Genomic DNA, 26,786 nt, shown 5'->3' on the forward strand with positions numbered 1-26,786 from the left:
AACCGACACGATCGTCAAGTGCCCGGGCGACAAGGCCTCGCCCGGCACCTGGTGGCATAACAAAGACCCGAACACCATCCTCGGGCAGATCGCCTGCGGCCACTACAAGGGTGATCAGCCGAAGGTGATGTGGACTAACCAGCAGACCCTGGTGTTCGCGGTCGTCGGCGGAGACACCAACGGGCCGAACCTCGATCAGCTGTACAAGTGGTGGGCCGCGCACTCGTAGTGACGCTCGACTGGGACCACAACGCGTATTACCAGCGGGTGCTGCTGAACCAGCTGCCCCCGCGATGCGGGCGGGTGCTCGACGTCGGTTGCGGCGCGGGAGCATTCGCGGCGCGAGTGGCCGAGCGGGCCGAACACGTCGACGCGGTCGACAAGTCGGCGGCGATGATCGAGGCGGCGCGGCGCCGCGCCCCGGCCAACGTCACACCCATCCTCGCCGACGTACTGGAAATGCCCTTGCCGGCGGATCATTACGACGCGATCGTGTCGATCACCGCGTTGCACCACCTGCCCCTCGACAAGGCGCTTCGCCACCTGGCGCCGGCACTGTGCCCGGGCGGCGTGCTGGCCGCGGTGGTCCTGCCGCGAACCGACCTGCCCCGCGAGGCGCCCACCGAAGTCGTTGCGGCGGTGACCGATCGGGCGCTGGGCGCGCTCTTCGCCGCACTCCGGGCGACGGGTTCCGGCGGCTGGTACCGGCCGGACCCGGTCAACGAGGCGATGCCGAAGGTCCTCGATGCGCCGCTGACCACCCGCGAGGCCCGCGCGGTCGCGGCCGCCGCCCTGCCGGGCGCCCGCGTGCGCCGGCTGCTGTTTTGGCGATACCTCCTGCGGTGGGACTGCCCGGGCCTACCGTCGTGATTGCTGAGCCGGGGCCTCGCGGTTGGCCGCTCGGGTCGGCGGGTGTTGATATGGTCGGCGGGTCCGGGGTTGGTTTGGAGGGTCAGGGATGAGCGACGCGCAGGCCTCACGGGTGGGCTCGATGTTCGGGCCCTATCACCTGAAACGGCTGCTGGGCCGCGGTGGGATGGGCGAGGTCTACGAGGCCGAGCACACCGTCAAGGAGTGGACGGTCGCCGTCAAGCTGATGTCCGACACCTTCAGCAAGGACCCGGTGTTTCGCGAGCGGATGAAGCGCGAAGCCCGCATCGCCGGCCGTTTGCAGGAACCGCACGTGGTGCCCATCCACGACTACGGCGAGATCGACGGCCAGATGTACATGGAGATGCGGCTGATCGAGGGCGTCGACCTGGACACCCTGCTCAAGCGGTTCGGCCCGCTGACCCCGCCGCGCGCGGTGGCCATCATCACCCAGATCGCCTCCGCCCTGGACGCCGCCCACGCCGCCGGGGTGATGCACCGCGACGTCAAGCCGCCCAACATCCTGGTCACCCGCGACGACTTCGCCTACCTCGTCGACTTCGGCATCGCCAGCGCGACCACCGACGAAAAGCTGACCCAGCTCGGCACCGCCGTGGGCACCTGGAAATACATGGCGCCGGAACGGTTTTCGAACGACGAGGTCACCTACCGCGCCGACATCTATGCGCTGGCCTGTGTGCTGCACGAGGCGCTGACCGGATCGCCGCCCTACCGCGCCGACAGCGCCGGCACCCTGGTCCACGCCCACCTGTTGGACCCCATCCCGAAGCCGAGCGACGTCCGCTCGGGCATCCCCAAGGCGTTCGACGCGGTGATCGCGCGCGGCATGGCCAAGAAGCCCGAAGACCGCTACGCCAGCGCGGGGGACCTGGCCCTGGCCGCGCACGAGGCCCTTAGCGACCCCGACCAAGATCACGCCAACAACATCGTGCGCCGCAGCCAGGAAGCCACGCTGCCCGCCACCGCCGAGGCCAGCACCGCGGACGTCCTCGAACCCACGGTGGCGGCCCCGCCCGTGACCCCGCCCCAACCACAACAGGTCACCACCCCGCCGCCGGCGCCCGCCCAGGGCTACCCGGCATCCGGTCCCATTCCCCAGGCCGCCCAAACGCCCCCGCCGTGGGCCCCCGAAAGCGGGCCCATTCCCGGGGCGAACCAAGCCACGCCGCCGTACTACCAGGGCGGCAGCGGCAGCTGGGGCGGGCCGCCGCCGCAGTTCACCGGGCCGGCGTCCTCGTCGTGGAATCAACCGCCCGCCAAGCCCAAACGCAACCCGTGGCCGATCGTCGCCGCCGTCGCGGTCGTGATCGTCCTGGCCGTCGGTGGGGTCGGGGCGTGGCTGATCCTCAAGCCCAAGCCGGCGCCGCCGCCCCCGGAACCGGTATCGCCCGACCGGCTCAGCGCCCTGCTGCTGGATCCGTCGGGGATCAACACCATCATGGGTTCCTCCGAGATGACGCCCGGCAAGCCCATCACGTCGATGGACACCTCAACGGTGACGCTGTCGCTGCCGAACTGCCTGGGGGCGCTCTACACCAGCCAGGACCCGGTGTACGCGGGGACCGGCTACACGGGTGTGAGCGGGCTGGTCTCTTCGGAATCCGGCGACAACTACGACCACTGGGTCAACCAGGCCGCCGTCGCATTCCCGTCCGCCGACAAGGCGAAGGCGTTCGTCCAGGCGTCGTCCGACAAGTGGAAGGGCTGCGCCGGCAAGACGGTGACGGTGACGAACAAGAGCAAGCAATACCGGTGGACGTTCGCCCAACTCAACGGCAGCCCGCCGAAGATCACCATCATGGACACCCAGGAGGGCGCCGACGGCTGGGAGTGCCAGCGCGCGATGGGTGTGGCCAACAACGTCGTCGTCGACGTCAACGCCTGCGGTTACCACATCACCGATCAGGGCGGGCAGATCACCGACAAGATCCTCGCCAAGGTCGGCAACGAATAGCCAAGGCGCACAGCGGTTTACGACTGGAGGTCGGGGCCCTCGGCGCGCAGGTCGTCGACTGCCGACATGGCGTCGCGCAGCTTGGCCAGCCACTCTTCGGTGTGCTCGCCGACCAGCTTGACCGTCCACGCGAGCGCGTCGGCGCGCGACCGCGCGACGCCCGCGTCGACCAGCGTGTCGAGGACCTGACGCTCGGGTTGCTTCAGGCGCGTCATCACCGGTACGGCGATGTGCGTGAACAGGATTCGCTCGGTGCCCGTTTTGGTACCGACTTCGACGCCCCAGGAAACCTTGCGCCCGTAGCGATCCTGCGCCTCGTCGGCGATGCGCATGCGCTCCGAACGGGTCTCTTCGCGGAACCGTGACACGCGCCCTTCCGCGCGGGCCTCGCTCTCTTCCTCGCCGGAGCCCGCGGGCTCGGGCAGCTTGCCGATGACGGTGATCTCCTCGCGGTCGACGATGACGGTGGGGTCGCCGTCGAACCAGGCCTCCGGTAGGCGTCCGGCGAACCATTCCGCCGCGCCGCTCGCGTCGGGCTGCTGGGCCTGCTGCCAGCCGCCGGGGCGGCCGTAGCGCCGCCCGTGGGTGTGGTGTGTCTTCATGATTACATGATTACACCGTTACACATGTAATGGAATGGCGTTCACCGGGGGCGAACGCCGGTTGGGCGGGCGCGGGGTCCTTCTGGTGGGACAAAACCGTTGATATGGGCTGTTCGGAGTTGTATTTTTGGTAGCGAAGCAGGCCCGGAAGCGACCGATTCGAAGCGCTGGGAAACGGGGTAGGAAACCAGCCGCGTACGACCTAAGCGTCAAACGCCCCCTAGAGTCGCCCGGGCCTGCCTATGCGTCGCCCCGGCGGACCCGGAAAAGTTTCACCTCGTTCTTGATGCCCTTGAGGCGGCGCGCACCGGCGAACGAACCCTGCAGGTTCCCGTTGTGACCCGTCGCGTTGAGGGCCTCCCAGACCGAATCGGCGACCAGCACGGTGCCCGGTCGCGCCACGGCGGCGACCCGGCTTGCCACGTTGACCGGGCTGCCGAACCAGTCGCCGGCCCGACTGACCGCCATGCCGGAGGCCACCCCCGCCCGCAGCCGGGGGAAGTCGTTGTCAGAGTCGACGGCCTCGACGAGCTTGAGCACGGCGTCCAGGATGGGCAGCGGCTCGGGGCAGACGAACATGGCCGCGTCGCCGATCGTCTTGACGAACCGCACCGGCGGGACGGTCACGTCCCGGGCGAGGTGGGCCAGCCGGTTGGCCAGCTGCCCCAGCTCCTCGGCCGACACCACTTCGCCTATCCGGGTGAAGCCGACAAGGTCGGCGAAGGCGACGGTGATCTGGCGTGCGCCGGGAAGCGGCTTGCCCGCGGCCCGTTCGGCGGCGTTGACGGCCTCGGTCTCCATCATGTGCCGCAGCTGCATGAACAGCATGTGCTGGATCATCGGACCGAGCATCGGCTCGATCTCGCTGACCAAAGCCTTTGACGCCTGGGCGATTTCCAGCTCGGTGGCGCCCGGTCGCATGATCGTCGAAAGGGCGGCGTACCGCATCACCTCGGCGGCGCGGGACAGGCCCTCGGCGAGCACCCGGACCACGAGGACCAGTTGCTCGGGATCCAGGCCCAGCTCGACGAAGCGCTGGGTGAACGCGGCGGCCTCGCCGTCGGCGCGCATGTGCACGGCCGCGTCGGGGTCATCGACCCGCACCAGCCCGATGGCGCGCTGCACCTGCTGCAGCAGCGCCAGGTCGACGCCGTAGGTCTCGCTGATCTCACGGGTGGAGACGTAGGTCCCGTCGTCGCCGATCAGGTGGCGGGTGGCGAGCAGCAGGGGCGGGTTGGTGCTCCGGATCTCCTCGCGCGTGATGCCCTGGTCCAGCAGCCACCGCACGAGATCCGCCCGCTCGGCGCGCGCGGCGCCCTCGAGCCCCTCCAGCAGATCGTCGATGTTTTTCTCGGCGGCGTCGGGCATTCGGCTTCCCCTATGACACCGGCGGGCGCCGGTGGGCCCACGGCCTGGCGGCCTCGATCTGCGCCGACAACGACAGCAGCGTTGCCTCGTCGTACGGCCGGCCGACCAGCTGCACGGCGATCGGCAACCCGTGGCCGTCGAGGTCCCACGGCACGGCCGCCGCGGGCTGACCGGTCAGGTTCCAGATCGGGAAATAGGGAACCTGCTGCGCCACCAGCAGCAGCGTCGAGACGCCGCCGCGGCGCCGGTAGGCGCCCACGCGCGGGGGCCCCGTCGCGTTGCCCGGCGTGACGACGACGTCGACGTCGTCGAAGATCGCCTGGATCCGGCCGGCCACCGCGGGCTCCGCGGCGCGGATCGCGTCCATCCTGCGGTCCGAGAAGAGCGCGCCGGCGCGCGCCAGGCTGCGGGTGCGGGCCTCGAGGCGTTCGGGGTGCGCCTGGGCGTCCGCGTCGTCGCTGATGCCGCGCAGGAAGCGGGGCAGGTAATTGGTCAGCACCGCGGCCGGCGGGTACTCGGGATCGCGGATGATGACGTCGTGCCCCAGGTCGCGCAGCAGCGCGCCCGCCTCGTGCACCGCCGCTAGCTGCGCCTTGCCGACGCGGACGGGGACCGGCATTGGGCCCTTGGTGCTCAACGCAATTCGCAGCCGGCCGGGGTGGCGCGCGGCTGCGGCGACGAACTCGCCCTCCGGACCCGGCACGGTCGACGTCGCGTCCAGGAACGTCGCAGCATCGCGCACCGACCGGGCGATCGGGCCGTTGACGCTCAGCCCGTGCCACGCGTTGTCGTGCGGCTCGAGCGACACCCGGTCGCGTTGCGGCTTCACGCCGAACACCCCGCACCACGACGACGGGATGCGAATCGACCCGCCGCCGTCGGATCCCAGCGCCAGCGGCGCCAGCCCGGCGGCCACCGCGGCTGCGCTGCCGCCGCTGCTGCCACCCGGCGTGCGCCTGAGGTCCCACGGGTTGCGGGTTGCTCCGAAGGTCAGCGACTCGGTGAACGGAAAGATCATCAGCTCGGGCACATTGGTCTTCCCGATGACGACCGCCCCCGCGGCGCGCAGCCGACGCACCGCCTCCGCGTCGGACGTCACCGCGGGGCCGTGCCCGCCGCTGCCGCACGCCGTCACCTCGCCCGCGACGTCGACGTCGTCCTTGATCGCGATCGGCACCCCGAGCAGCGGCAGCCGCTCCCCCGCGTCGAGGCGCTCCTGCGCCACCGCCGCCTCGTACCGCGCGGTGTCGGCCAGCACGACGCGATAGCAGCGCAACTCGCTGTCCAGCCGCGCGATCCGGTCCAGATAGATTTCGAGCAACTCCGGCGCGGTCAGTTCGCCGTCGGCCAGCATCCGGGCCTGTTCGGCCGCGCCGGCAAAGGCCACCTCGCGAGCGTCCACCGCCGCAGCGTATCCGGCGATAAGTACCGTGGGCGACATGTCCTGCGTGTTCTGTGCGATCGTCGCCGGCGACGCCCCGGCCCACCGGATCTACGAAGACGACGGATACCTGGCGATCCTCGACATCCGACCGTTCACCCGCGGCCACACGCTGGTGATCCCCAAACGGCACACCGTCGACCTGACCGACACCCCGCCGCAGACGCTCGCCGACATGGCCACCATCGGCCAGCGGGTCGCGCGCGCCGCGCGGACGACGGAGTTGGCCGACGCGACGAACATCGCGATCAACGACGGCCGCCCCGCCTTCCAGACGGTGATGCACATCCACCTGCACGTGCTGCCGCGGCGCAACGGCGACAAGCTGTCGTTCGCCAAGGGGATGCTCTTGCGCCGCGACCCGGACCGGGAGGCCACCGCACGGATCTTGCGGGACGCGATGGCCCGGATCGACGCGAGTCAGACAGACTGAGCCCATGAGCAATCTGACCCCGCTAGAACAGTTCGTATTGATCCCGATGCTGCGTCTGCACGACACGATCTACCGGAAGACCGACGGCAGGATCGGCCACCAGATCCCGGGGATGCCGCCCAGCCTGCTGCTCCACACGGTCGGCGCGAAGACCGGCCAGCAGCGCACCACCACGCTGACCTACGCCAAGGACGGCGACTCGTACGTGATCGTCGCGTCCAAGGGGGGCGACGACCGCAACCCCGGGTGGTATCACAACCTGCAGAAGCGGCCCGACTGCGAGATCAACGTCGGCGCCAAGCGCATCGGCGTGACCGCACGGAAAGTCGGCCCCGACGACCCCGACTACGCGCGGCTGTGGGAGCTGGTCAACAGGAACAACAGCAACCGCTACAGCAGCTATCAGACCCGGACGTCGCGGCCCATCCCCGTCTTTTTATTGACTCCGCGGTGAATATTGCAGCGTCCGCCCGCATAGCCCCGCGGCGGTTTATTCTCCTGTAGCGCGCGACGAAGCGCGGGATCGGCTGGGGCGCCTATGACACGCTGGACGGGACATCCGTTGCGGCGGTTGGGGCTGTCCGCGCGCATGGGCTGGCTCCTCGTCGCTGTTTACGGCACGGCGGCGGTGCTGGTTGTCGCCTCGTCGGTGAATAGATGGCGCGGCGCATACGGAACGCGGCCAGTGGACGAAATTGTGTTCGCGCTGTGCCTGCTGGTGACGGCCGCAACTGCCGGCTACGCGGCCCGCTTCTCCACCGGGCGCCGCAGATTCGGATGGCTGGCGCTGGTGATCGGCCTGCTGGGCTGGGCCGCCGGTGAGGTCCTGTGGTCGTTTTATTACGCGCGCCCCGAAATCGAGCACGCCACCCACCCCGCCGTGGCCGAGGCCGTGCTCAGTTTGTGGCCAATCGGGGCCATGCTGTCGTTGGCGCTGCTGTCGCACCTGTCGCGGCACAGCCCGCGGCGGCTGGTGCTGGACGGTCTGATCGTGGCGACCTCGCTATTCGTCATCTCGTGGGTGTTCGTCCTCGACAAACAACTACGCGAGAACACCGGCTGGCGGCTCGCCACGCTCGAGGAGGTCTTCGTCGACGTCGTTCTGCTGACGACGGCGATCTTGATGCTGTCCCGGATTCGCTCCAACGACCTGCCCAGCCGCAGCCTGCTGGCGGGCGGAGTCGCGACCATCGCCGTCGCCGATCTCGCGATGGTTTTCTCGACCGGGGTGGGCACCTACCACCTGGGCGACGTGACCGACCTTGGCCGGGTGGCCGGGTTCGGGGTGCTGGCGCTGGCGGGCCTGGCCAGCGTGCACGAGTCCGCGACCGACCAGGCGCGGACCGAGATCATGTCCCCCGCCCTGCTCTGGCTGCCCTACCTGCCGCTCATGCTGGCCGCCGCCGTCGGCCTGGGCCAGGCGGTGAACCTGATGGCGCACGGGCCGATGCTCGCCGCACTGGGCATCCTCGTCGCAGCGGTGCTCGCCCGGCAGTTCATCGTGCTGATGGAAAACCAGGGCCTGCTGTCCGAAGTCGCGCGGGAAGCGTTCCGCGACAGCCTGACCGGCCTGGCCAACCGCGCGCACTTCCTGCATCGCCTGGAACAGGCGGTCGCCCGGCAGCGCCTCGAGGGCGGGCCGATCGCGGTGCTGTGCCTCGACCTCGACAACTTCAAGTCGGTCAACGACGCGCTCGGGCATCCGGCCGGCGACGAGCTCCTGGTCCGGGTGGCCGGCCGGCTCACCGGCGCGTTGGAGGACGCCGGTACCGTGGTGGCACGCCTCGGCGGCGACGAGTTCGCGGTCCTCGTCGAGGCCTCGCTCGACCAATCGCAGGCCACCGCGGATCGGGTACTCGACGCGTTCGGCACGCCCATCGTGATCGACGGCGTTCCCATCGACGTCCGGCCCAGCATCGGCTACACGGTCGCCACTGCCGCGTCGAATTGCACCGTGGATCAGCTCCTCCAGCACGCCGACCTCGCCATGTACGCCGCCAAACGCGAAGGCGGGCAATGCATTCGGGGATTCGTGCCGGACCTGCCGTTCCCCTATGCGTTCCCCCAGTTGGCCGAGTCGGCGGAGCCCGCGCCGGCGAGCGTGGACCGGGTAACCACCGGCGCATTCGGTAGGGAGACGAAGCTCGCACGGTCGCTGGCGCCGATCGCCGAGGCCGCGACGGCACCGCGGGGCCGACCGCACGACGTGCCCGACGGTGTGCGGTGGCCGCCCATGTCGATCCGGATCGCCTTGGCGGCGTTGGGGATCGGTGTGGCCACCTTCGCAGTGACAAGCGTGGTGGCTCCCGATGTCGCACGTAACGCGTTCTTCGCCAAATGCCTGTACCCCACCCTGAACCTGGCGGCCGCGGCGCTGATCGCCGTTCGCGCCTACCGGGTTACGGCCGATCGTCTCGCCTGGGCCTTGATCGCGACTGGCATGGCCGTGTCGGCCGTGGGTGACGTCGTCTACGCCGCATGGGTTCCCGACGGCCAGTCCCCGTCGGCCGCCGATCCGGAGTACCTGGCGTTCTACCCGCTCCTTTACGCCGGGCTGCTGTTGCTGATGCGATCGCGGCTGAAGGTGGTGCCGCTTCCGATCCGGCTCGATGCCCTGGTGTGCGCGCTGGCCGCGGCCGCGGTGGGCGTGGCGCTCCGGGCAGGGCCCATGCACGCGGCCGCGCTCCGGGCGCCGGCGACCGTGCTGGTGGGCCTCGTCTACCCGTGGGGCGACTTGGTCCTGTTGGCCCTGACCGTCGGCATGCTGCCAATCCTGGGCTGGCGCAAGGGATTCCGCTGGGCCCTGCTCGTCGTCGGGTTCATCGCCTTTGCCGTCGCCGACACGGCGTACCTCTTCGAGACAGCCGAGGGCAGTTACCGGGTCGGCACCACGCTGGACGCCCTCTGGCCCGCGGCGTCGCTACTCGTGGCCATCGCCAGCTGGGCGCCGTGGTCGTCGACGCCGCCCGCACCGCGACGCGGGCTCGGTTCCTACGCCGTGCCACTCGCGTGCACCCTGGTGGCGCTCGGCGTCGTCGTGAGCCACAACTCAAGGCTGGCAACGACTCTCGCCGCGTTGAGCCTGGTCGCGGTCGCCGCGCGGCTCTCGGCGACCTTCCGCGACGTCAGCATGCTGGCCGAAAACCACAAGCAGGCGATGACCGACGAACTGACCGGCCTGCCCAATCGGCGGTCGTTGGCGACCGCGTTGACGGGGCTGCCCGACTCGGCGCCGGTCGGACCGCTGTCCGCGCCCGGGACGCCGTCGCGGCGGGCCTTGTTGCTGTTGCACCTGTACGAGTTCGACGAGATCAACGACTCGGTCGGCCAGCATTTCGGCGACGAGCTGTTGCGCGACGTTGCGCATCGGCTCGCGCAGTGCGTGCGCCGCGAAGACCTGCTGGCGCGGGTGGGCGAGGACGAGTTCGCGCTCCTGCTCGGCGAGGGGTCCGACGTCATCGCCGCGCGCGCCCAGGCGGGCCGGTTGCTCGAGGTGCTGAGCGAGCCGTTCGCGCTCGACCCGATCACCGTGCAGGTCGATGCCCGCATTGCCATCGCGCTCTGCCCCGACCATTGCGATCATCCGCAGGAGTTGCTCAACCGCGCCGAGATGGCGATCCCGCACGCGAAGTCGGCCGTCAGCAAGATCGCCGTCTACGACTCCGCATACGAGCTGTACCGCGAAAACGACCCCAACCTCGTCGAGGAACTGCGCGTCGCGCTGTTGGACGACGGCCAGCTGACGCTGCACTACCAGCCCAAGATCAACGCGAGCGACGGCAGCGTCCACAGCGTCGAGGCGCTGTTGCGCTGGCAGCATCCCAGCCGCGGATTACTGCTCCCGGACGAATTCCTGAACGCCGCCGAACGCGGCGGCCTGATGCGTCAGGTGGCCAACCGTGCCATCGACGTGGCGCTGCGACAGGTCCGGTCGTGGCGCGACCAGGGCATGCCCCTGACCGTCGCGGTGAACCTGTCCACCACCAACCTGCTCGACCTGGACCTGGTGAGCACGATCGAGCGGCTGCTGCACGCGCACGGACTGCCCCCCGACGCCCTCATCGTCGAGATCACCGAGAGCGCGCTGGTCGACTCGGCACGCTCACGCAACACCGTCGCCGCGCTGCAGCGCCTCGGCGTGCGGATCTCGCTCGACGACTACGGCACGGGGTGGTCGTCGCTGGCGCGGCTGCAGGACGTCTCGGTCGACGAGCTGAAACTCGACCGGATCTTCGTGGCGCGACTGGCCCAGGACCCGCGATCGGTCGCGATCGTGCGGTCGACGGTGGCCCTGGCCCGCAGCCTGGGCGCCGACCTGGTGGCCGAGGGCGTCGAAGACGAGCTCACCCTGCGCGCGGTGCGCCGATACGGCTGCACCATCACCCAGGGCTTCGTGCACAGCCCGCCGTTGCCGGCGGACGACTTGCGCGACTGGATCGCCGAGCACGCGCCGAGCACCACCGCGAGCCGCTCTGAGCAAGCGGGTGTGACCGACTAGAACAGCTCCTTGGCCAGCAGCTCCAGCGTCGCGACCCGAGCCGGCGCCGTCGCGGGATCGGTACCCAGGTGGGCCGATGCGACCGGATGAACCATCACCTCGTCGACGCCGAACCGGTCGGCCAGCGTCCGCACCTGCTCGGCGGCCTCCTCCGGCGTGCCGACGACGGCCCGCTTGAGTCCGCTCTCCACGATGCGTTGCTGTTCCGGGCCGAGCTGAGCCACCTCGGCCTCCTCGACCAGCGGCACCGGCCCGAGCGGCTGCCCGGTGCGCAGTCGCGCCATCATCTGCAGGTTGGGCGGCATCAAAGCCGTTGCCTCGTCGCGGGTTTCGGCCACCGCGGCGTTGACCGTCAGGAACGTCACCGGCTCGGGTGTCAGCGCGCTCGGCTTGAATCGCGAGCGGTAGACCGCGAGCGCCTCCTCGGTCCCCTGCCCCGAGAAGTGATGCGCGAACACGTACGGCAGCCCCTTGGCGGCGGCCAGGTGCGCCGAGTACATCGACGAGCCCAACAGCCACAGCCGCGGTTCGCTCGCGGCCGCCGGGGTGGCCTTCAGCCGATAGTCCCCCGAGCGCAGCGGGACCACCACGCCGCGCGCGCTCATCAGCGCGGCCACGTCGTCGAGGTAGTCGGGGAAGCGCTCGATGTCCTCATCGCCGCGGCTGCCGCGCAGCGCGTACGACGTCACCGGGTCGGAGCCGGGCGCGCGCCCGATGCCCAGATCGATGCGGCCCGGTGCGGCGGCTTCCAGCAGCGCGAACTGCTCGGCGACCGCCAGCGGCGCGTGATTGGGCAGCATCACGCCGCCCGAGCCGAGGCGGACCTGCGTGGTCTGCGCGGCCAGGTAGGCGATCAGGACCGGCGGGCTGGTGGCGCCCACGGACGGCATGTTGTGGTGCTCGGCGACCCAGTAGCGGGTGAAGCCCAGCCGGTCGGCGGCCTGGGCGAGCTGCACGGTGGCCGCGAGCGCGTCGCCGGTGGTCTGGTCGCTGCGGACCGGGACGAGGTCAAGGACGGAAAGTCGCACGATGGCGTCAACGCCGTATCCCCTGCGAACGTTCCCGCGTTTGCGTGTGCACTCACGGCTTTCGGTGTGTACGCAGGGCGGGATTCCGGCGATTTTCGCGCCCGGGATTCACACGGGAAACGGGGCCCGGGTCAGTAGTCCTTCAGGGTGATGGAGTTGACGATGCGGTCGAACACCTCCTGCGGGATGGGCGCGCCACCCGGGATGTTGTCGATCACCAGCCACTGATTGCGCTTGACGTAGTCGTGGAACTCGGCGTGATAGCTGGCGAAGCCCTTTTCATAGTCGCCACCGGCCGCGGCGAGCTCGCCCGCCAGGATGTAGGCGCCCAGCAGCGCGACGCTGGTCCCCTGCCCCGACAGCGGCGAACAGCAATAGCCCGCGTCGCCGACCAGCGCCACCCGGCCCTTCGACCAGCGATCCATCTTGATCTGCGACATCTCGTCGAAGTAGAAGTCCGGCGCGCTGCGCATGTACTCCAGCAGCTGCGGGCGGACCCAACCGTCGTCGGCCATCCGCCGCTCCAGCTCGGCGAACACCGCCTCGGTGTCGCGGTAGTCGATCCGCAGGTCGGCCTCCATGAAGCCGACCATGGCCCGGGCCTCGGTGTTGTTGCGCGCGCTGTAGACGCCGACCATGGTGGCCTCGCCGTAGTGCCAGGTCTGCCAGTAGTCCAGGTCGAGGAAGTTGGGCACGGTGAAAATCGCCGCGTAGGTGCCCAACCGCTCGATGAATTGCGCCTCGGGGCCGAAGACCAGCCGGCGCACGTTCGAGTGCAAACCGTCGGCCCCGATAACCAGGTCGAAGCTGCGCGCGGCGGCGCGCTCGAAGGTCACGTTGACGGCGGTGCCGTCGTCCTCCAACGTGGCGATGCTGTCGTCGAAGATGTATTCGGTGTCCAGTTTGGTTGCGTCGTAAAGTAATTCGACGAGGTCGTCGCGCAGCAGCTCGATGTCAAGCATATGATGGCGACCGCCGGTGGGTGTCGATGCGGTGTCCTCGGACAGCTCGTTGCCGTCGGTGTCGACGACGGACGCCCCGCGGATCCGGGTCCGCGCGTGGTCGGCGGCCGCCCGCAACATCATCCGTTCCAGCACCGTCAGCGCCGGACCGCGCACGTCGATCGCCTGGCCGCCCGGCCGCAGGCCCGGATGGCGTTCCACCACGGTGACCGAACAGCCTTGGCGGGCAAGCCAATACGCCGCCGTCATACCGGCCACGCTCGCACCGGAAATCAGAATGTCGGTCACGTGATTCCTGCCAACCTCTTTGCGTCCACGAAGATGTCGTCCAGCATTACCGGAGTCAACCTACCGGTGAACATATTCTGCTGGCTGGGGTGGTAGCAGCCGAGCAGTCGCACGCCGGATTCCAGCTCGGCCACCACGCCGTGGCCGAACCGCGGCTTGCGCAGCCCGGACAGGCCGGGCAGGCGCAGCGCGATCTGCCAGGCGAACCCGCCCAGGGCCACGATCACGCGGACGTCGTCGGAAACCAGCCGCCACTCGGCCTGAAGCCACGGCCAGCAGGTGTCCCGCTCGGCGGGCGTCGGCGCGTTGGCGGGCGGAGCGCAGCGCACCGGCGCGGCGATCCGAATCCCACTGGCCCGCAAGCCGTCCGCGGCGTCCACGCTGGTCGGCTGGTTGACCAGCCCCGCCCGGTGCAGCGCCGCGTACAGCTGGTCACCGGAGCGGTCGCCGGTGAACATCCGTCCGGTCCGGTTGGCGCCGTGCGCGGCGGGCGCCAGCCCCACGATCAGCAGCCAGGGCCGCTCCGATCCCCAGCCCGGCACCGGCCGCCCCCAATAGGGCTGGTCGGCGAAGGCCCGGCGCTTGGTGACGGCGACCTCCTCGCGCCAGGTGACCAGCCGCGGGCAGGCCCGGCAGACGCTGATCGCGGCGTCCAGTTCCGCGATCGAACCGGCCTGGGACGCCAGCGCGGCGACCTGGGTCGGGTCGGCGGCCACCGGCGTTTGCGGGGTCGCCGGATCGCCCGGCCATCCGGCGCCGGGCGGAACCGGGGAACCGAATGCCTGGCCGGTGTTGGGGTGGGCGAGCACATGAACATCCTGCATTAGCCGCGAAAAATCGGTCGCCGCCGATACCGCCGTGGCGCTAGATTCAGCCGCGATATCCCATGAAAAGCGGCGGCCCGACGTTCCTCATCCTGTTCGCCACGCTGATGGCGACTGCGGGTACCGGCATCTCGATAGTCGCGTTCCCGTGGCTGGCGTTGCAGCACCACGACAGCGCCAAGGACGCGTCGATCGTCGCCGCCTGCATGACGCTGCCCCTGGTGGCCTCCACGCTGGTCGCCGGCACCGCGGTCGACTACTTCGGGCGCCGCCGGGTCTCGCTGGTCTCCGATTCGCTGTCCTGCGCGGCGGTGGCCGCCGTGCCGCTGACCGCCTGGTTTTTCGGCGCCGCCGCGATCAACCTGGTCGAGCTGGCCGTGCTGGCGTTCCTCGCCGCCGCTTTCGATCCCGCCGGCACCACGGCGCGCCAGTCGATGCTGCCGGAGGCCGCCGCCCGCGCGGGCTGGTCGCTGGACCGCACCAACAGCATCTACGAGGCGATTCTCAACCTCGCGTACATCGTGGGCCCGGGCATCGGCGGTCTGATGATCGCCACGGTGGGCGGCATCAACACGATGTGGGTGACCGCGGGGTTGTTCGGGCTGTCCTTCCTGGCGGTCGCGGTGCTGCGGCTCGAGGGCTCCGGCAGGCCACACCAAGCCACCCGACCCGAGGGGTTGGTGTCCGGCATCGCCGAGGGCCTGCGATTCGTCTGGAACTTACGGGTGTTGCGCACGCTGGGCCTGATCGACCTGGTCGTGACCGCGCTGTACCTGCCGATGGAAAGCGTGCTGTTTCCCAAGTACTTTTCCGACCACCACCAACCGGCCCAGCTGGGTTGGGCGCTGATGGCCCTCGGGGTCGGGGGCGTGGCGGGCGCGCTCGGCTACGCGGCGCTGTCGAAGCACACCCGGCGACGGACGGCGGTGCTGACCGCGACCCTCACCTTCGGCGCGGCGACGGTCGGCATCGCGTTCCTGCCGCCGCTGCCGGTGATCCTGGTGCTCTGCGGCATCACCGGCCTGGTCTACGGGCCGATTCAGCCGATCTACAACTACATGATGCAGACGCGGGCGCCGCAGCATCTGCGCGGCCGGGTGGTGGGCGTGATGACGGGCCTGATGTACGCCGCCGGGCCGCTGGGGTTGCTGGTGGCGGGTCCGCTGGCCGACGCCGCCGGGCTGCGGACCACGTTCCTGGCGTTGGCGGTGCCGATCCTGCTGGTCGGCCTGGTCGCCTGCGGTCTGCCGTCGCTGCGGGAGTTGGACCGCGAACCGGAGTTGGCGGTCGACCCGTCGCCGTAGGATCGGTTCGTGATTGCCGATGCCCTGGGCGAGCTGATCGCCAAGCTGCCCGACGGGATGGTGGTCACCGACCCGACCATCACCGAGGGCTACCGGCAGGACCGCGCCTTCGACCCGTCGGCCGGCAAGCCGCTGGCCGTGGTGCGGCCGCGGCGCACCGAGGAGGTGCAGACGGTCCTGCGCTGGGCCACCGCACACCGGGTGCCGGTGGTGACGCGCGGAGCCGGAAGCGGCCTGTCCGGCGGCGCCACCGCGCTGGACGACGGCATCGTGCTGTCGACGGAGAAGATGCGCGACATCACCGTCGACCCGGTCACGCGCACCGCGGTCTGCCAGCCGGGCCTGTTCAACGCCGAGGTGAAGAAGGCCGTCGCGTCCTACGGGCTGTGGTATCCGCCCGACCCGTCGTCGTTCGAGATCTGCAGCATCGGCGGCAACATCGCGACAAACGCCGGCGGCCTGTGCTGCGTGAAGTACGGCGTCACCACCGATTACGTGCTGGGCATGCAGGTGGTGCTGGCTGACGGCACCGCGGTGCGGCTGGGCGGCCCGCGGCTGAAGGACGTCGCGGGCCTCTCGCTGACCAAGCTGTTCGTGGGCAGCGAGGGCACGCTGGGCGTCGTCACCGAGGTGACGCTGCGGCTGCTGCCCGCGCAGAACGTATCCAGCGTGGTGGTCGCGACGTTCGCCTCGGTCACCTCGGCCGTCGACGCGGTGCTGGGAGTCGTTGCGCGGCTTCGCCCCTCGATGCTGGAGTTCATGGACGCGGTGGCGATCAACGCCGTCGAGGACAGCTTGCGTATGGACCTGGATCGCGGGGCGGCCGCGATGCTGGTGGCCGGTTCCGACGAGCGGGGCCGCGCGTCGGGCGAGGACGCGGCGGTGATCGCCGAGGTGTTCGCGGAAAACGGTGCCACGGAGGTGTTTTCGACCGACGACCCGGACGAGGGCGAGGCCTTCGTGGCCGCCCGCCGGTTCTGCATCCCCGCGGTGGAGGCCAAGGGGTCGCTGCTGCTGGAGGACGTCGGGGTGCCGCTGCCGGCGCTGGGCGAGCTGGTCTCGGGAATCGAGCGCATCGCGTCGGAACGGGATTTGATGATCTCGGTGATCGCGCACGCGGGCGACGGCAACACCCATCCGCTGATCGTTTACGACCCCGCCGACGCCGCGATGACCGAGCGCGCCCACCTCGCCTTCGGCGAGATCATGGACTTGGCAGTCGGATTGGGCGGCACGATCACCGGTGAGCACGGCGTCGGCCGGTTGAAGCGGCCGTGGCTGGACGGCTACCTCGGCCCCGAGGTGATGGAGTTGAACCAGCGCATCAAGCGGGCGCTGGACCCGCTCGGGATCCTGAACCCGGGCGCGGCCATCTAGCGCACGACTTTGAACAGCTCAGAACGCGAAGCGGTTGAGCACGTCGTAGTTGCCCATCGGCGTCGCGTTGACCAGCCGCCAGAGCAGGCGTAGCGGCGCCGAGGGGATGCGTTGGTAGAGCGCCCCGACCGGCGAGCGCTCGAGGAAGCGTAGCCGCGGGTTCCACCGCTCGAGTTCGCGGGCGTCGCGGATGCCCCACTTGGTGATGCCCTTGGTGAGGACCTTCGACAGCCGCGGTGCCAGCGGCGACGCGGTGTCGAAAGCCATTTCGCCGCTGCCGAACCGATCGGTGAGGCGCTGTAGCAGCGTGCGCACTTCGGCCCCGGTGAGGTACATGAGCAGGCCCTCCGCGACGATCAGCGTCGGGCGGTCGGCGGGCACCTCGTCCAGCCACACCGCGTCGGTCACCGACGAGCCGATCATCCGATAGCGGTCAGCGTCGTCGTACAGCTTGCGCCGCAACGCGATCACCTCCGGTTGGTCGACGTCGAACCACAGCACGGTGTCCGGCGGATGCAGCCGGAACGCGCGGGTGTCCATTCCGCACCCGAGGTGCAGCACGACGGCGTCCGGGTGGCGGCGCAGGAAGTCGGCGCTCCAGTCGTCGAACTGTTTGGCGCGCATGGTGACCAGGTACTGGTTGGACCGGGGCCAGGAGGCGCGGCGCATGCGCTCCCAGTCGTATGCGATGCGGTCGACCGCCTCGGCGGCGGCCTTATCGTCGAGAATCGGTTCGGGCGAACGGGTTTCGTAGGCCCGCAGGTACAGCGTGCACAGGTTGGTCCATTCCACCGATCCCCAGGCCACGTCGGTGAAGTCGACCTTGTCTGTCATTGTCATGGCTTCCTTTTTGCCTCCCGATATTCGGTCCACATCCGCATCAGCTGGTCGCGGTAGTCGCGGGTGCAGAACTCGCAGAAGTCGCGGAAGTCCTCGACCCGCTCGCGCTGTTCGGCGCGGTCCTCCCCCAGCACGGACAGGGCGTACTCGGCGGGCTCGATGCCCAGTCGCATCAGCGAAAGCTGGGTTTCCATCACGCTGGTGAACCCGCCCGGGGCGACGCGGTAGAGGTGTTGGCGGTCGGGGCTGGGCAACCGCTCCACCATGCCGCCCTCCAGCAGCTGGCGCGCGACGGTACTGATCGAGGCCTTGCTCACCGACAGGGCGCCGGCCAGCTGGGTCAGCGACTGCGCCGGCGGATCGCAGATCAGCAGCCACCCGTAGACGCGGCCCATGGTGCGGGTGGCGCCGAGCAGCTCGAAGAACAGGCCCAAGCGGTCGACGAACTCGGTTTCCTCCGGAGTCATCTCGCTCCATCTTGTTCGTTCAGTACGGACTGAACGAAGTGTACAACGGTTGACATGTGTCGCAAGATGCCTTAGTAATGAGACATGTCACGGGTGATGTCTCACGGTTTTCAACTGGCCACCGCCGAGACGTGGCCCAATCCCTGGCCGATGTACCGCGCGCTGCGCGACCACGACCCGGTGCACCACGTCGTCCCCGAGGGTCGCCCCGACCGCGATTACTACGTGCTGTCCCGGCACGCCGACGTCTGGGCCGCCGCACGCGACCACGAGACGTTCTCCTCCGCGCAGGGCCTGACGGTGGAGTACGGCGAGCTGGAGATGATTGGACTGCAAGATAATCCGCCGTTCGTGATGCAGGATCCGCCGGTGCACACCGAGTTTCGCAAGCTGGTGTCCCGCGGTTTCACGCCGCGACAGGTCGAGGCGGTGGAGCCCAAGGTGCGCGAGTTCGTCGTCGAGCGCATCGAGAAGATCCGCGCCGACGGCGGCGGCGACATCGTGACCGAACTGTTCAAGCCGCTGCCCTCGATGGTCGTCGCGCACTATCTCGGTGTGCCCGAGGAAGATCGGGCGCAGTTCGACGGCTGGACGCAGGCGATCGTCGCGGCCAACACGTCCGAGGGGGGAATCGGCACTTCGCTGGACGCGGTCGGGTCGATGATGGCCTACTTCACCGCGCTGATCGAGCGACGCCGAACCGAACCCGAGGACGACACGATCTCGCACCTGGTGGCGGCCGGGGTGGGCGCGGACGGGGACGTCGCCGGGACGCTGTCGGTGCTGGCGTTCACGTTCACGATGGTCACCGGCGGCAACGACACCGTCACCGGAATGCTCGGCGGCTCAATGCCTTTGCTGCATGAGCGCCCGGACCAGCGGCGGCGCTTGGCCGACGACCCGGGCTTGATCCCCGACGCGGTCGAGGAGCTGCTGCGGCTGACGTCGCCGGTGCAGGGCCTGGCGCGCACCACCACCCGCGACGTGACGGTTGAGGGCGCGACCGTCCCGGCCGGTCGCAAGGTGTTGCTGCTCTACGGGTCGGCCAACCGCGACGAGCGCCAATACGGGCCGGACGCGGGCGAACTCGACGTGACCCGCTGCCCGCGCAACATCTTGACCTTCAGCCACGGCGCGCACCACTGCCTGGGCGCGGCGGCGGCCCGGATGCAATCGCGGGTCGCGCTGACCGAATTGCTTTCCCGCTGCCCGGATTTCGAGGTCGACGTGCCCCGCATCGTGTGGTCCGGCGGCAGCTACGTGCGCCGGCCGTTGTCGGTGCCGATCCGGGTGAGCTCCCGATGACCGACTGGCTGGCCGACCGCCGCGGCGAGGCGGCCGTGGACCGGATCCTCGACGCGGCCGAGGCGCTGTACACGCGGCGGGACCAGGCTTCGATCGGCATGAACGAGATCGCCAGGGCGGCGGGCTGTTCCCGCGCGACGCTGTACCGGTACTTCGAGAACCGGGAGGCGCTGCGGACCGCGTACGTCCACCGCGAGGCGCGCCGGCTCGGCCGCGCGATCGCCGACGAGATCGGCGGCGTCGACGACCCGCGCGAACGGCTGGTGGCGAGCATGACCGCCGCGCTGCGGATGGTGCGCGAAAGTCCCGCGTTGTCAGCGTGGTTCGCCGTCAGCCGCCCGCCGGTCGGCGGCGAACTGGCACAGTCGGAGGTGATCACCGCGTTGGCCGCCGCGTTCGTCGGCTCGCTCGGCCCGGAAGATCGCGGCGTCGTGGAGCGCCGGGCCCGCTGGGTGGTGCGGGTGCTCACGTCGCTGCTGACCTACCCCGGTCGGGACGAGGCCGACGAGCGGGCGATGATCGAGGAGTTCGTCGTCCCGATCGTGGCGCCGGTTTCCGCTCGGGGCTAGATCGAGGACCAATACCCGTCGTGCCCGCCTCACAGCGACAGCGAGCCGCTGCGGCGCCGCGCAACCGGACAGTCGCTGTGAGGCGGGCAAAACCTCGGCCGCTCAGCGCAGATACAAATGGGGCCGATGTGACAACGGCGGATCGCCGCCGTGCTACGCGGAGGCGACGTGTGGCCGTCGCTGCTCGCGCGCCGCGACCGCGGTGACGATCTCGCCGGCGCGCACCGCGACGTTGGACAGCAACGACGACGACAGGCCGTGGGTGTGCTCGACCGCGCCGTTGAGGTAGATGTCGCCCGGCTCCCCGGCCCTGGCCACCAGCCGATAGTCCCGGGTGACTGCCGGCCGCCCGAGTGAGTCGAATTCGTACCGGCCGGCCAGGTCTCCCAGGAAAGACCGGACGTCCAGCGGTTCGTAGCCCGTCGCATACACCACCGCGTCGAAGTCCAGCGTCGCACGCGAGCGATCGATCAGATGGGTCACCGTCAGGCGCACTTTGTCCGGAAACTCCCGCGCGGCAACGACTTCCGAGGCGTTGTGCATGAACAGCCGTCGATCGCCCGCCACCCGCTCGGCATACTCGCGCGAATAAAGCTCGCCAATCAGCTCCGGATCGACCACCGAGTAGTTGGTCGACCGATGGTAATCGAGCAGCTGCTGCCGCACTTCCGTGTCGGCGCAATAAAACTCGTCCATCGCCGACGGGTCGAAAATCCTATTCGCGTAGGGGTTGTCGTCGGCGCTGCTGTATCCGTAGCGAGCGAAGATTGCGTGCACCTCGGCCTGGGGATACGTCTCGTGGAGGTGGGCGACGACCTCGGCCGCGCTTTGACCCGCGCCGACGACGGCGAATCGCCCTGGGGCAGAAAGGTTCAGCGCGGCCAGGTTGTCGAGCAGCCGGTGGCTGTGCCACTGGCGCGGACTTTCGACCACTCCGTCGGGCAGCACGGGGTGCAGGCCAGTCGCCAAGACCAACGCCCCGGCGTGGATGACGCGATCGGGTTCGGTCCGTACCACGAACCCCGGTTCACCCGAGGAGATTTCCACGACACGATGGCCGTAGCGAACGTCGGCGGCGACCCGGTCCGCGGCCCACTCGAGATAGTCGTGAAACTCCATCCGGCTGGGAAACAGCGTGTGCAGGCCGATGAACTCGACGAGCCGGCCGCGCTCGCTGAGGTAGTTCAGGAACGTGAAGTCGCTCTTGACGTTTCGCAGCGTGACCAGGTCCTTGAGGAACGGAATCTGCATGCGGGCGTGCGGCAGCAGCATCCCCGGGTGCCAACCGAATTCGGGCTGCTCCTCCATGAAGACGGCGGTCATGCGTCGCTCGGCGAGGGCGATCGCCAACGCGAGGTTGGACGGCCCGAAGCCGACGCCCAGCAGGCCGGTCTTCTCAGGTATGGGCATAAGACCGCGCCAATCGTTCCAGGTATCGTTCGCGCACCGTGGCCCTGTTGATGAGCACGATGAAGTCGGCCATGTCGAAGTCCGGATCGTAGGAGGGCTCCCCGCAGATCGTCCCGCCGATCCGCAGCGAGCCCTGCACCATGGGCGGAATGCGCACGGGTCCCGGGTCGGGCAGCTCGGAAAGGCTCAATCCGTTGACCGTGACGGGGTTTCGCGGATAGACCCGGTATCGGTCGGGGGCGGCATGCTTGCCCAAGGCCATATCGCGCACGCCGCGCGCCAGCGCCCCGCGGGGCCCGCCGTCTTCCATCCGGACCGACAGCGACCCGATCCCCCACTGATAGCCGCTGATTTCCTGGTATCGAAGGATGCCCGCCCACAACAAGCCCATGACCGCCCCGCTGCGGTGGTCGGGATGCACACTGACCCGGCCGAGTTCGACGAGCTCGGAGCGCAACTCGTTCAGGCCACCGATGTCGAAGGTGGTGTCGGCGAACAGGCCGCCGGCGGCCTTGGCGCCGTCGGGCGGCAGCAGCCGGTAGCACCCGACGATCTGCCCGCTCGTCTCGTCCCTCGCCAGCAGATGATCGCTGTACGGATCGAACTGATCGACGTCGATCATCTCCCCCGTCCGGGGTCCGCGGATCGCCTGCGGCAGCGCCGCACCCATTTCCTCGGCAAACGTCTGGTAACGCAGCCGCTGCGCGGCTTCGATGTTTGCCGGGTCGCTGGAGATGATCACGCTGTAACGGTTGTTATCCGTCGCCGGGATGATGATCGCATCGCCCAACATGGACCGGAACGTTACACGGGCATGCCTTCAGCAAACGGCATTTCGGGCTCATCGTGGCGGCGCGCGCCGACGGCGATCAAGATCGCGCTCGCCACCGCCGCGGCGGTCGCCGCGATGGCCGCGGCGACGAGGGCGACCTGTATTCCGGCGGCGCTGGCCTGACGGGCCGCCCGCGCGATCGCCGGCAGCGCGGCACGGTATTCGGCGGGCAGGAAATCGAGCGCCCGCAGGCCCGCGCCCGCGGACAACCGATCCACGAGGCGTTGCGCGGGCCCGGGGCCGGCGACGCCGAGCCGGGCGAGTTCGTGGGTGGCGCTGTCGGACCCGCGCCGGCCGAACAGGGCGCCCAGTCCCGCGACACCGGCCAGGATGCCGACCTGGCGAACCGTGCTCACCGCGCCGGTCGCCATCCCGGCGTCCTCGACCGGGACGAATTGCAGTGCGATGTCGGACGTCAACGCGAACAGGCCGCCGAGGCCGAGCCCGGCCACGACGGAACCGGCGATGAAATGGGTCCATTGAGTGTCGGCGTCGACGCCGGTGGTCAGCCACAGCCCCGCCGCGATCAGCGCCACCCCCGCCGGGATCGATGTCCACGCCGGAAAATATCGCGCGGCGATCATGGCCAGCGGGGCGCCCAGCACGCAGGCGACGGTCAGCGGCAGGGCCCGCAGGCCGGCCTGAAATGGGCTGTATCCCAGCGTGTTCATGAAGTACAGCGCCAGGTAGTTGGTCGAGGCGATCAGGGTTCCGGCCGCGGCGAACGCCGCGAGGGACACCCCCGCGAAACCCGGGCGGCGCACCATCTGTAGGTCGAGCATCGGCGCGCCGGAGCGCGACTCCCACCAAATGAATACCGCCAGGCCCGACGCCGCGAACGCGCCCAGGGCCAGAATCACGCCGCTCGTCCAGCCGCGGTGGTTGCCCTCGATCAACACGTATACGCCCGCGAACAACGCCGCCGACAACACGGCCGTGCCGACTAGGTCGAGCGGGCGGTCTTGCGCGCCAACGGTTTCCGGGACGAACCGCACGGCGATCAACAGGGCGGCCAGTCCGATCGGCACGTTGATCAGGAAGATCGACTCCCAGCCGAAAACCCCGACCAGCGCCCCGCCGAGCAGGGGACCGACGGCGGCGCCCGCGCCCATCACGGCGCCGTAGATCGCGATCGCGATGCCCCGGCGGCGCTGTTCGGGGAAGGCCGCGGCGACCATCGGCAGCGAGACGCCCAGCAGCACCGCCCCGCCCGCGCCCTGTAGCGCCCGACACAGGTTCAGCACCTCGATGCTGCGGGCCAGCGCGCAGCCGGCCGAGGCCAGCGTGAATGCCGTCATCCCGGCCAGATACAGCCGTCGGCGCCCGAGCCGGTCACCCAACGTCGCCGCGGTGAGCAGCAGCCCCGCCATCGGCAGCGCGTAGGCGTCGACGACCCACTGCAAACCGCTGAGGTCGGCGTCCAGGGACGCCTGGATGTTGGCCAGCGCGGCGGAGACGATCGTCATGTCGAGCAGCAGCATGAACACCGCGAGGCACACCGCGAGCAGGGTCAGGCGGGGGTGAAGAACCGTCCCGCCTTCGTCGTCGTTCACCTAGCCGTCCTTGACCCGGGTGAAGCGGTGCAACAGCCAGGCGAGCGGAATGGTCACCGCCAGCGTCGCGACGAACAGGTAGCCCATCGAGCCGGTGTAGACGTGGGCGCGGACGATGTAGACCATCGCGAATTCCATCGTGATGAGGTGGATCAGGAAGATTTCGTAGGAGATCTCGCCGAGCCACACCATCGGCCGGCTGGCCAGCAGCCGCGCGTACGCACCCTGATTTCCCAACGCCAGCGGCGCCACCGCGAGCGCGGCGATGACGGCGTAGAACACGGTCTTGCAGACGGCTTGGCTCAGCGTGGCCGGCGACGTCGTGGGTGCGCCGGCGATCGGCGTGGAGGCGATGAAGTAGCAGATGACCGCCAGCGGGATGGCCATGAACGCGTAGCAGTGCACCTTCATCGCCTGCAGCACGGCCAGCGCCATGCCGGCCAGGAACCACGCCAGGTAGGTCGGCAGCCAGAGCCGGGCACCGTCGGGGAACCAGTGGTCGGTGTGCACCAGGACCAGCCACCCCGGGCTGATCAGCGCCATCGCCGCCAGGGCGGCCAGCATCAGGTTGGGCTGCCAGCGCCGCCGGGCGATCAGCACCAGCAGCAGGTAGGCCAGCAACGGCAGCACGACGTAGAACGAGGCCTCCACCGCCAGGCTCCACATCTGCGTCAGGCCCTGGTGCAGGTACTTGCCGAGGTAGCCGTTGCAGTAGATCTGCGTCAGCGTCAGGTTGCGCACCAGCCCCAGCCACGTGTGCCCGGGGTTCGGGCCGGCCTCGCGGAAGTGGTAGAGCACATAGGCGACCAGCACGGTGATGACGTAGGCCGGCATGATGCGCCGAACCCGGTGTCGCGCATAGCGACTCAGCGACGGCGGCGGCGCGCCGGTGGCGGCCGACTTCACCCACGGCCGGAACAGCAGGAAGCCCGACAGCACGAAGAAGATCGGCACGCCGATCTCCAGCCGGGAACCGACCAGGCCCCAATAGCCGTGGGTGTACTTGCCGGTGGTGTAGGCCGCGTGGGTGCCCACGACGGTGAGCGCGGCGACGGCGCGGATGCCGGTCAGCGACGCGACGCGGTCGACGTGGGCGACCTGCTCGAGCCCGCCCTGGGCGTCGCGTTCCTCGGAGAGCGTCACCGGCGTGGTTTCGTTTTGCCCGGTGAGCGGTCCGGCCGCAGGTCGATCAGCACGCCCGAGATGCGGGTCTGCTCGAGCTTTTTCAGCGTTGACTTGGGCAGCTTGGCCGGTAGCTCGACGAGCGAGAAGTCCGGCCCGATGGCGATGTGGCCGAAGTCGCTGCGGTGCAGGCCGCCCTCGTTGGCGATGGCGCCGACGATCGCGCCCGGGCCGATCTTGTGCCGCTTGCCCACCGAGATCCGGTAAGTGGCGAAGTTCCTTGACTGCCTGGGTCTTTCGGGGCGCTCTTGACGCTCCCGGCGTTCACGCCGTTCCGGCGGCGGCTCGGGCGCCATCAGGAACGCCTCGCCGTCGCGGGACTGCACCGCCAGCGCGGCGGCGATGTCGGCCATCGGGACGTCGTGCTCGCGCTCGTAGTCCTGAATCAGCTTGCGGAACAGGTCGATTCCCGGGGCGGCGAGCGCGTCGGTGATGGAGTCGGCGAATTTCGCCACCCGTTGGGCGTTGACGTCCTCGACGGTGGGGAGCTCGGCCTCGGTGAGCGGTTGCCGGGTGGCCTTTTCGATAGCCTTGAGCAGGTGGCGTTCCCGCGGGGACACGAACAGCACCGCGGTGCCGCTGCGCCCGGCGCGGCCGGTGCGCCCGATGCGGTGCACGTAGGACTCGGTGTCGTGCGGGATGTCGTAGTTCAGGACATGCGAGATGCGGTCCACGTCAAGGCCCCTGGCCGCCACGTCGGTGGCGACCAGGATGTCGAGGCTGCCGTTCTTCAGCGCGGCGATGGTCCGCTCGCGCTGCGCCTGCGGGATGTCGCCGTTGATGGCGGCGGCGGAAAAGCCTCGGGCCCGCAGCTTTTCGGCGACCTCCTCGGTGGCCTGCTTGGTGCGCACGAACACGATCATCGCCTCGAACGGCTCCACTTCGAGCAGGCGGGTGAGCGCGTCCATCTTGCGGGGGCCGGCGACCTGGATGTAGCGCTGCGAAATGTTCTGCGCGGTGGCGGTTTTCGATTTGGTGGTGATTTCCACCGGGTCGTGCAGGTATTTGGTGGTGAGCTTGCGGATCGCCGGGGGCATGGTCGCCGAGAACAGCGCAACCTGTTTGTATTCGGGCGTTTCGGACAGGATGCGTTCGACGTCCTCGGCGAAGCCCATGGTGAGCATCTCGTCGGCCTCGTCGAGCACGAGGTAGTCGAGGTGGGACAGGTCCAGCGTGCCGCGTTCCAGGTGGTCGATGACCCGGCCGGGGGTGCCGACCACCACCTGCGCGCCGCGGCGCAGCCCGGCCAGCTGCACGCCGTAGGACGAGCCGCCGTAGATCGGCAGCACGTGAATCTTGGGCAGGTGGGTGCCGTAGCGGCTGAACGCCTCGGCCACCTGCAGGGCCAGCTCGCGGGTGGGTGCGAGCACCAGCGCCTGTGTCGCGGTGCTCTTGGCGTCGATCTTGGACAGGATCGGGATCGCGAACGCCGCCGTCTTGCCGGTGCCGGTCTGCGCGAGCCCGACGACGTCGGATCCGGCCAGCAGCGGCGGGATCGTCGCCGCCTGGATGGCCGTCGGCGTTTCGTAGCCGACGTCGGCGGTCGCCTTCAGGACCGCAGGGTGAATCTGCAGGTCCGCGAACGTGGGAGAGGCAGCCTCGGGTGGGCTGTCCGGGAGGGTCATCGTGTCAAGAGTCTAGTTGTGCTGGGGGGCCCA

General features: G+C 69.6%; 22 protein-coding genes and 1 pseudogene. 10 read left to right on the plus strand and 13 right to left on the minus strand.

The genetic code is table 11. The features are described from left to right. The 3 genes and pseudogenes from A5712_RS31470 to A5712_RS21125 form a co-directional block, all read left to right on the plus strand. A pseudogene (locus A5712_RS31470) lies at positions 1-229 on the plus strand (serine/threonine protein kinase); the annotation flags it as partial. Further along, the gene (locus A5712_RS21120; protein WP_068109220.1) at positions 229-870 is read left to right on the plus strand and encodes a bifunctional 2-polyprenyl-6-hydroxyphenol methylase/3-demethylubiquinol 3-O-methyltransferase UbiG; all 642 of its coding nucleotides are present in this window, start codon (positions 229-231) and stop codon (positions 868-870) included. The pseudogene A5712_RS31470 and the gene A5712_RS21120, both read left to right, overlap by 1 nt. An 88-nt stretch (positions 871-958) precedes the next feature. Next, positions 959-2,845: a serine/threonine-protein kinase PknH/PknJ gene (locus tag A5712_RS21125; protein ID WP_068109223.1), complete on the plus strand. Its 1,887-nt coding sequence runs from the start codon at positions 959-961 to the stop codon at positions 2,843-2,845. Positions 2,846-2,862: 17 nt separating this feature from the next. Here the strand turns inward: A5712_RS21125 and A5712_RS21130 are convergent, their stop codons facing one another. From A5712_RS21130 to A5712_RS21140, 3 genes are all read right to left on the minus strand, one after another. After that, on the minus strand, positions 2,863-3,447 hold the full coding sequence (locus A5712_RS21130) for a hypothetical protein (RefSeq protein ID WP_068109228.1): 585 nt from the start codon (positions 3,445-3,447) through the stop codon (positions 2,863-2,865). 240 nt (positions 3,448-3,687) lie between these two features. After that, the gene (locus A5712_RS21135) at positions 3,688-4,815 is read right to left on the minus strand and encodes an adenylate/guanylate cyclase domain-containing protein (RefSeq protein ID WP_068109231.1); all 1,128 of its coding nucleotides are present in this window, start codon (positions 4,813-4,815) and stop codon (positions 3,688-3,690) included. 10 nt (positions 4,816-4,825) lie between these two features. After that, complete coding sequence (locus A5712_RS21140; protein ID WP_156766695.1) at positions 4,826-6,217, minus strand: amidase; 1,392 nt, start codon at positions 6,215-6,217, stop codon at positions 4,826-4,828. A 37-nt stretch (positions 6,218-6,254) separates the two neighbouring features. On the opposite strand from A5712_RS21140, the gene A5712_RS21145 reads away from it, so the two are divergent. From A5712_RS21145 to A5712_RS21155, 3 genes are all read left to right on the plus strand, one after another. Next, the gene (locus tag A5712_RS21145; RefSeq protein ID WP_068109295.1) at positions 6,255-6,689 is read left to right on the plus strand and encodes an HIT family protein; all 435 of its coding nucleotides are present in this window, start codon (positions 6,255-6,257) and stop codon (positions 6,687-6,689) included. 4 nt (positions 6,690-6,693) lie between these two features. Then, a complete protein-coding gene (locus A5712_RS21150; protein ID WP_068109238.1) occupies positions 6,694-7,143 on the plus strand; it encodes a nitroreductase family deazaflavin-dependent oxidoreductase in 450 nt (149 codons plus the stop codon). A gap of 135 nt (positions 7,144-7,278) precedes the next feature. Next, positions 7,279-11,187, plus strand: coding sequence for a bifunctional diguanylate cyclase/phosphodiesterase (locus A5712_RS21155; RefSeq protein WP_068109299.1), 3,909 nt, complete (start codon positions 7,279-7,281; stop codon positions 11,185-11,187). On the opposite strand, the gene A5712_RS21160 is transcribed toward A5712_RS21155, so the two are convergent. The 3 genes from A5712_RS21160 to A5712_RS21170 form a co-directional block, all read right to left on the minus strand. Continuing rightward, positions 11,184-12,215 (minus strand): LLM class flavin-dependent oxidoreductase, encoded by a 1,032-nt coding sequence (locus A5712_RS21160; RefSeq protein WP_068109241.1) that lies wholly within the window; start codon positions 12,213-12,215, stop codon positions 11,184-11,186. The two genes, A5712_RS21155 and A5712_RS21160, sit on opposite strands and share 4 nt — an antisense overlap. Positions 12,216-12,346: 131 nt before the next feature. Further along, the gene (locus A5712_RS21165) at positions 12,347-13,465 is read right to left on the minus strand and encodes an FAD-binding protein (RefSeq protein ID WP_068109244.1); all 1,119 of its coding nucleotides are present in this window, start codon (positions 13,463-13,465) and stop codon (positions 12,347-12,349) included. After that, on the minus strand, positions 13,462-14,289 hold the full coding sequence (locus tag A5712_RS21170) for a uracil-DNA glycosylase (protein ID WP_068109247.1): 828 nt from the start codon (positions 14,287-14,289) through the stop codon (positions 13,462-13,464). Before A5712_RS21170 ends, A5712_RS21165 begins: the two co-directional genes overlap by 4 nt. 62 nt (positions 14,290-14,351) lie before the next feature. On the opposite strand from A5712_RS21170, the gene A5712_RS21175 reads away from it, so the two are divergent. Further along, the gene (locus tag A5712_RS21175; protein WP_068109250.1) at positions 14,352-15,593 is read left to right on the plus strand and encodes an MFS transporter; all 1,242 of its coding nucleotides are present in this window, start codon (positions 14,352-14,354) and stop codon (positions 15,591-15,593) included. Positions 15,594-15,650: 57 nt separating this feature from the next. Next, the gene (locus tag A5712_RS21180) at positions 15,651-16,970 is read left to right on the plus strand and encodes an FAD-binding oxidoreductase (RefSeq protein ID WP_156766697.1); all 1,320 of its coding nucleotides are present in this window, start codon (positions 15,651-15,653) and stop codon (positions 16,968-16,970) included. Between the two features lie 18 nt (positions 16,971-16,988). Here the strand turns inward: A5712_RS21180 and A5712_RS21185 are convergent, their stop codons facing one another. Then, positions 16,989-17,804, minus strand: a complete 816-nt coding sequence (locus A5712_RS21185) for a class I SAM-dependent methyltransferase (RefSeq protein WP_197519466.1) — start codon at positions 17,802-17,804, stop codon at positions 16,989-16,991. Positions 17,805-17,806: 2 nt separating this feature from the next. Continuing rightward, positions 17,807-18,277 carry a GbsR/MarR family transcriptional regulator gene (locus A5712_RS21190; RefSeq protein ID WP_068109262.1) on the minus strand — a complete coding sequence of 157 codons (471 nt, stop codon included), beginning with the start codon at positions 18,275-18,277 and terminating at the stop codon, positions 17,807-17,809. A gap of 84 nt (positions 18,278-18,361) precedes the next feature. Here A5712_RS21190 and A5712_RS21195 point away from each other — a divergent pair, with 84 nt between their 5' ends. Together A5712_RS21195 and A5712_RS21200 are read left to right on the plus strand one after the other, a co-directional pair. Next, positions 18,362-19,582 (plus strand): cytochrome P450, encoded by a 1,221-nt coding sequence (locus A5712_RS21195; RefSeq protein WP_156766696.1) that lies wholly within the window; start codon positions 18,362-18,364, stop codon positions 19,580-19,582. Next, positions 19,579-20,151: a TetR/AcrR family transcriptional regulator gene (locus A5712_RS21200; RefSeq protein ID WP_068109264.1), complete on the plus strand. Its 573-nt coding sequence runs from the start codon at positions 19,579-19,581 to the stop codon at positions 20,149-20,151. Before A5712_RS21195 ends, A5712_RS21200 begins: the two co-directional genes overlap by 4 nt. 153 nt (positions 20,152-20,304) lie before the next feature. On the opposite strand, the gene A5712_RS21205 is transcribed toward A5712_RS21200, so the two are convergent. From A5712_RS21205 to A5712_RS21225, 5 genes are read right to left on the minus strand one after another with little or no spacing between them, the layout of a single operon-like run. Continuing rightward, a complete protein-coding gene (locus tag A5712_RS21205; RefSeq protein ID WP_082973568.1) occupies positions 20,305-21,537 on the minus strand; it encodes a lysine N(6)-hydroxylase/L-ornithine N(5)-oxygenase family protein in 1,233 nt (410 codons plus the stop codon). A gap of 10 nt (positions 21,538-21,547) precedes the next feature. Further along, the gene (locus A5712_RS21210) at positions 21,548-22,354 is read right to left on the minus strand and encodes a GNAT family N-acetyltransferase (RefSeq protein WP_068109270.1); all 807 of its coding nucleotides are present in this window, start codon (positions 22,352-22,354) and stop codon (positions 21,548-21,550) included. Positions 22,355-22,365: 11 nt separating this feature from the next. Further along, a complete protein-coding gene (locus A5712_RS21215) occupies positions 22,366-23,907 on the minus strand; it encodes a DHA2 family efflux MFS transporter permease subunit (RefSeq protein WP_082973569.1) in 1,542 nt (513 codons plus the stop codon). A 39-nt stretch (positions 23,908-23,946) separates the two neighbouring features. Further along, complete coding sequence (locus A5712_RS21220; protein WP_068109274.1) at positions 23,947-25,089, minus strand: acyltransferase; 1,143 nt, start codon at positions 25,087-25,089, stop codon at positions 23,947-23,949. Beyond that, entirely contained in the window at positions 25,086-26,753 is a 1,668-nt protein-coding gene (locus tag A5712_RS21225; protein WP_068109276.1) for a DEAD/DEAH box helicase, read from the minus strand. Before A5712_RS21225 ends, A5712_RS21220 begins: the two co-directional genes overlap by 4 nt. Positions 26,754-26,786: the final 33 nt, after the last annotated feature.

This window comes from Mycobacterium sp. E2327 (assembly GCF_001672675.1).
Classification (GTDB): domain Bacteria; phylum Actinomycetota; class Actinomycetes; order Mycobacteriales; family Mycobacteriaceae; genus Mycobacterium.

Excerpts from the sequence above, each read along its gene's own strand:
- A5712_RS21125 (WP_068109223.1), top strand. The coding sequence starts at position 959 with ATGAGCGACGCGCAGGCCTCACGGGTGGGCTCGATGTTCGGGCCCTAT.
- A5712_RS21130 (WP_068109228.1), bottom strand. The coding sequence starts at position 3,447 with ATGAAGACACACCACACCCACGGGCGGCGCTACGGCCGCCCCGGCGGC.
- A5712_RS21135 (WP_068109231.1), bottom strand. The coding sequence starts at position 4,815 with ATGCCCGACGCCGCCGAGAAAAACATCGACGATCTGCTGGAGGGGCTC.
- A5712_RS21145 (WP_068109295.1), top strand. The coding sequence starts at position 6,255 with ATGTCCTGCGTGTTCTGTGCGATCGTCGCCGGCGACGCCCCGGCCCAC.
- A5712_RS21150 (WP_068109238.1), top strand. The coding sequence starts at position 6,694 with ATGAGCAATCTGACCCCGCTAGAACAGTTCGTATTGATCCCGATGCTG.
- A5712_RS21155 (WP_068109299.1), top strand. The coding sequence starts at position 7,279 with ATGGGCTGGCTCCTCGTCGCTGTTTACGGCACGGCGGCGGTGCTGGTT.
- A5712_RS21170 (WP_068109247.1), bottom strand. The coding sequence starts at position 14,289 with ATGCAGGATGTTCATGTGCTCGCCCACCCCAACACCGGCCAGGCATTC.
- A5712_RS21175 (WP_068109250.1), top strand. The coding sequence starts at position 14,352 with ATGAAAAGCGGCGGCCCGACGTTCCTCATCCTGTTCGCCACGCTGATG.
- A5712_RS21180 (WP_156766697.1), top strand. The coding sequence starts at position 15,651 with ATGGTGGTCACCGACCCGACCATCACCGAGGGCTACCGGCAGGACCGC.
- A5712_RS21185 (WP_197519466.1), bottom strand. The coding sequence starts at position 17,804 with ATGACAGACAAGGTCGACTTCACCGACGTGGCCTGGGGATCGGTGGAA.
- A5712_RS21190 (WP_068109262.1), bottom strand. The coding sequence starts at position 18,277 with ATGACTCCGGAGGAAACCGAGTTCGTCGACCGCTTGGGCCTGTTCTTC.
- A5712_RS21195 (WP_156766696.1), top strand. The coding sequence starts at position 18,362 with ATGTCACGGGTGATGTCTCACGGTTTTCAACTGGCCACCGCCGAGACG.
- A5712_RS21200 (WP_068109264.1), top strand. The coding sequence starts at position 19,579 with ATGACCGACTGGCTGGCCGACCGCCGCGGCGAGGCGGCCGTGGACCGG.
- A5712_RS21210 (WP_068109270.1), bottom strand. The coding sequence starts at position 22,354 with ATGTTGGGCGATGCGATCATCATCCCGGCGACGGATAACAACCGTTAC.
- A5712_RS21225 (WP_068109276.1), bottom strand. The coding sequence starts at position 26,753 with ATGACCCTCCCGGACAGCCCACCCGAGGCTGCCTCTCCCACGTTCGCG.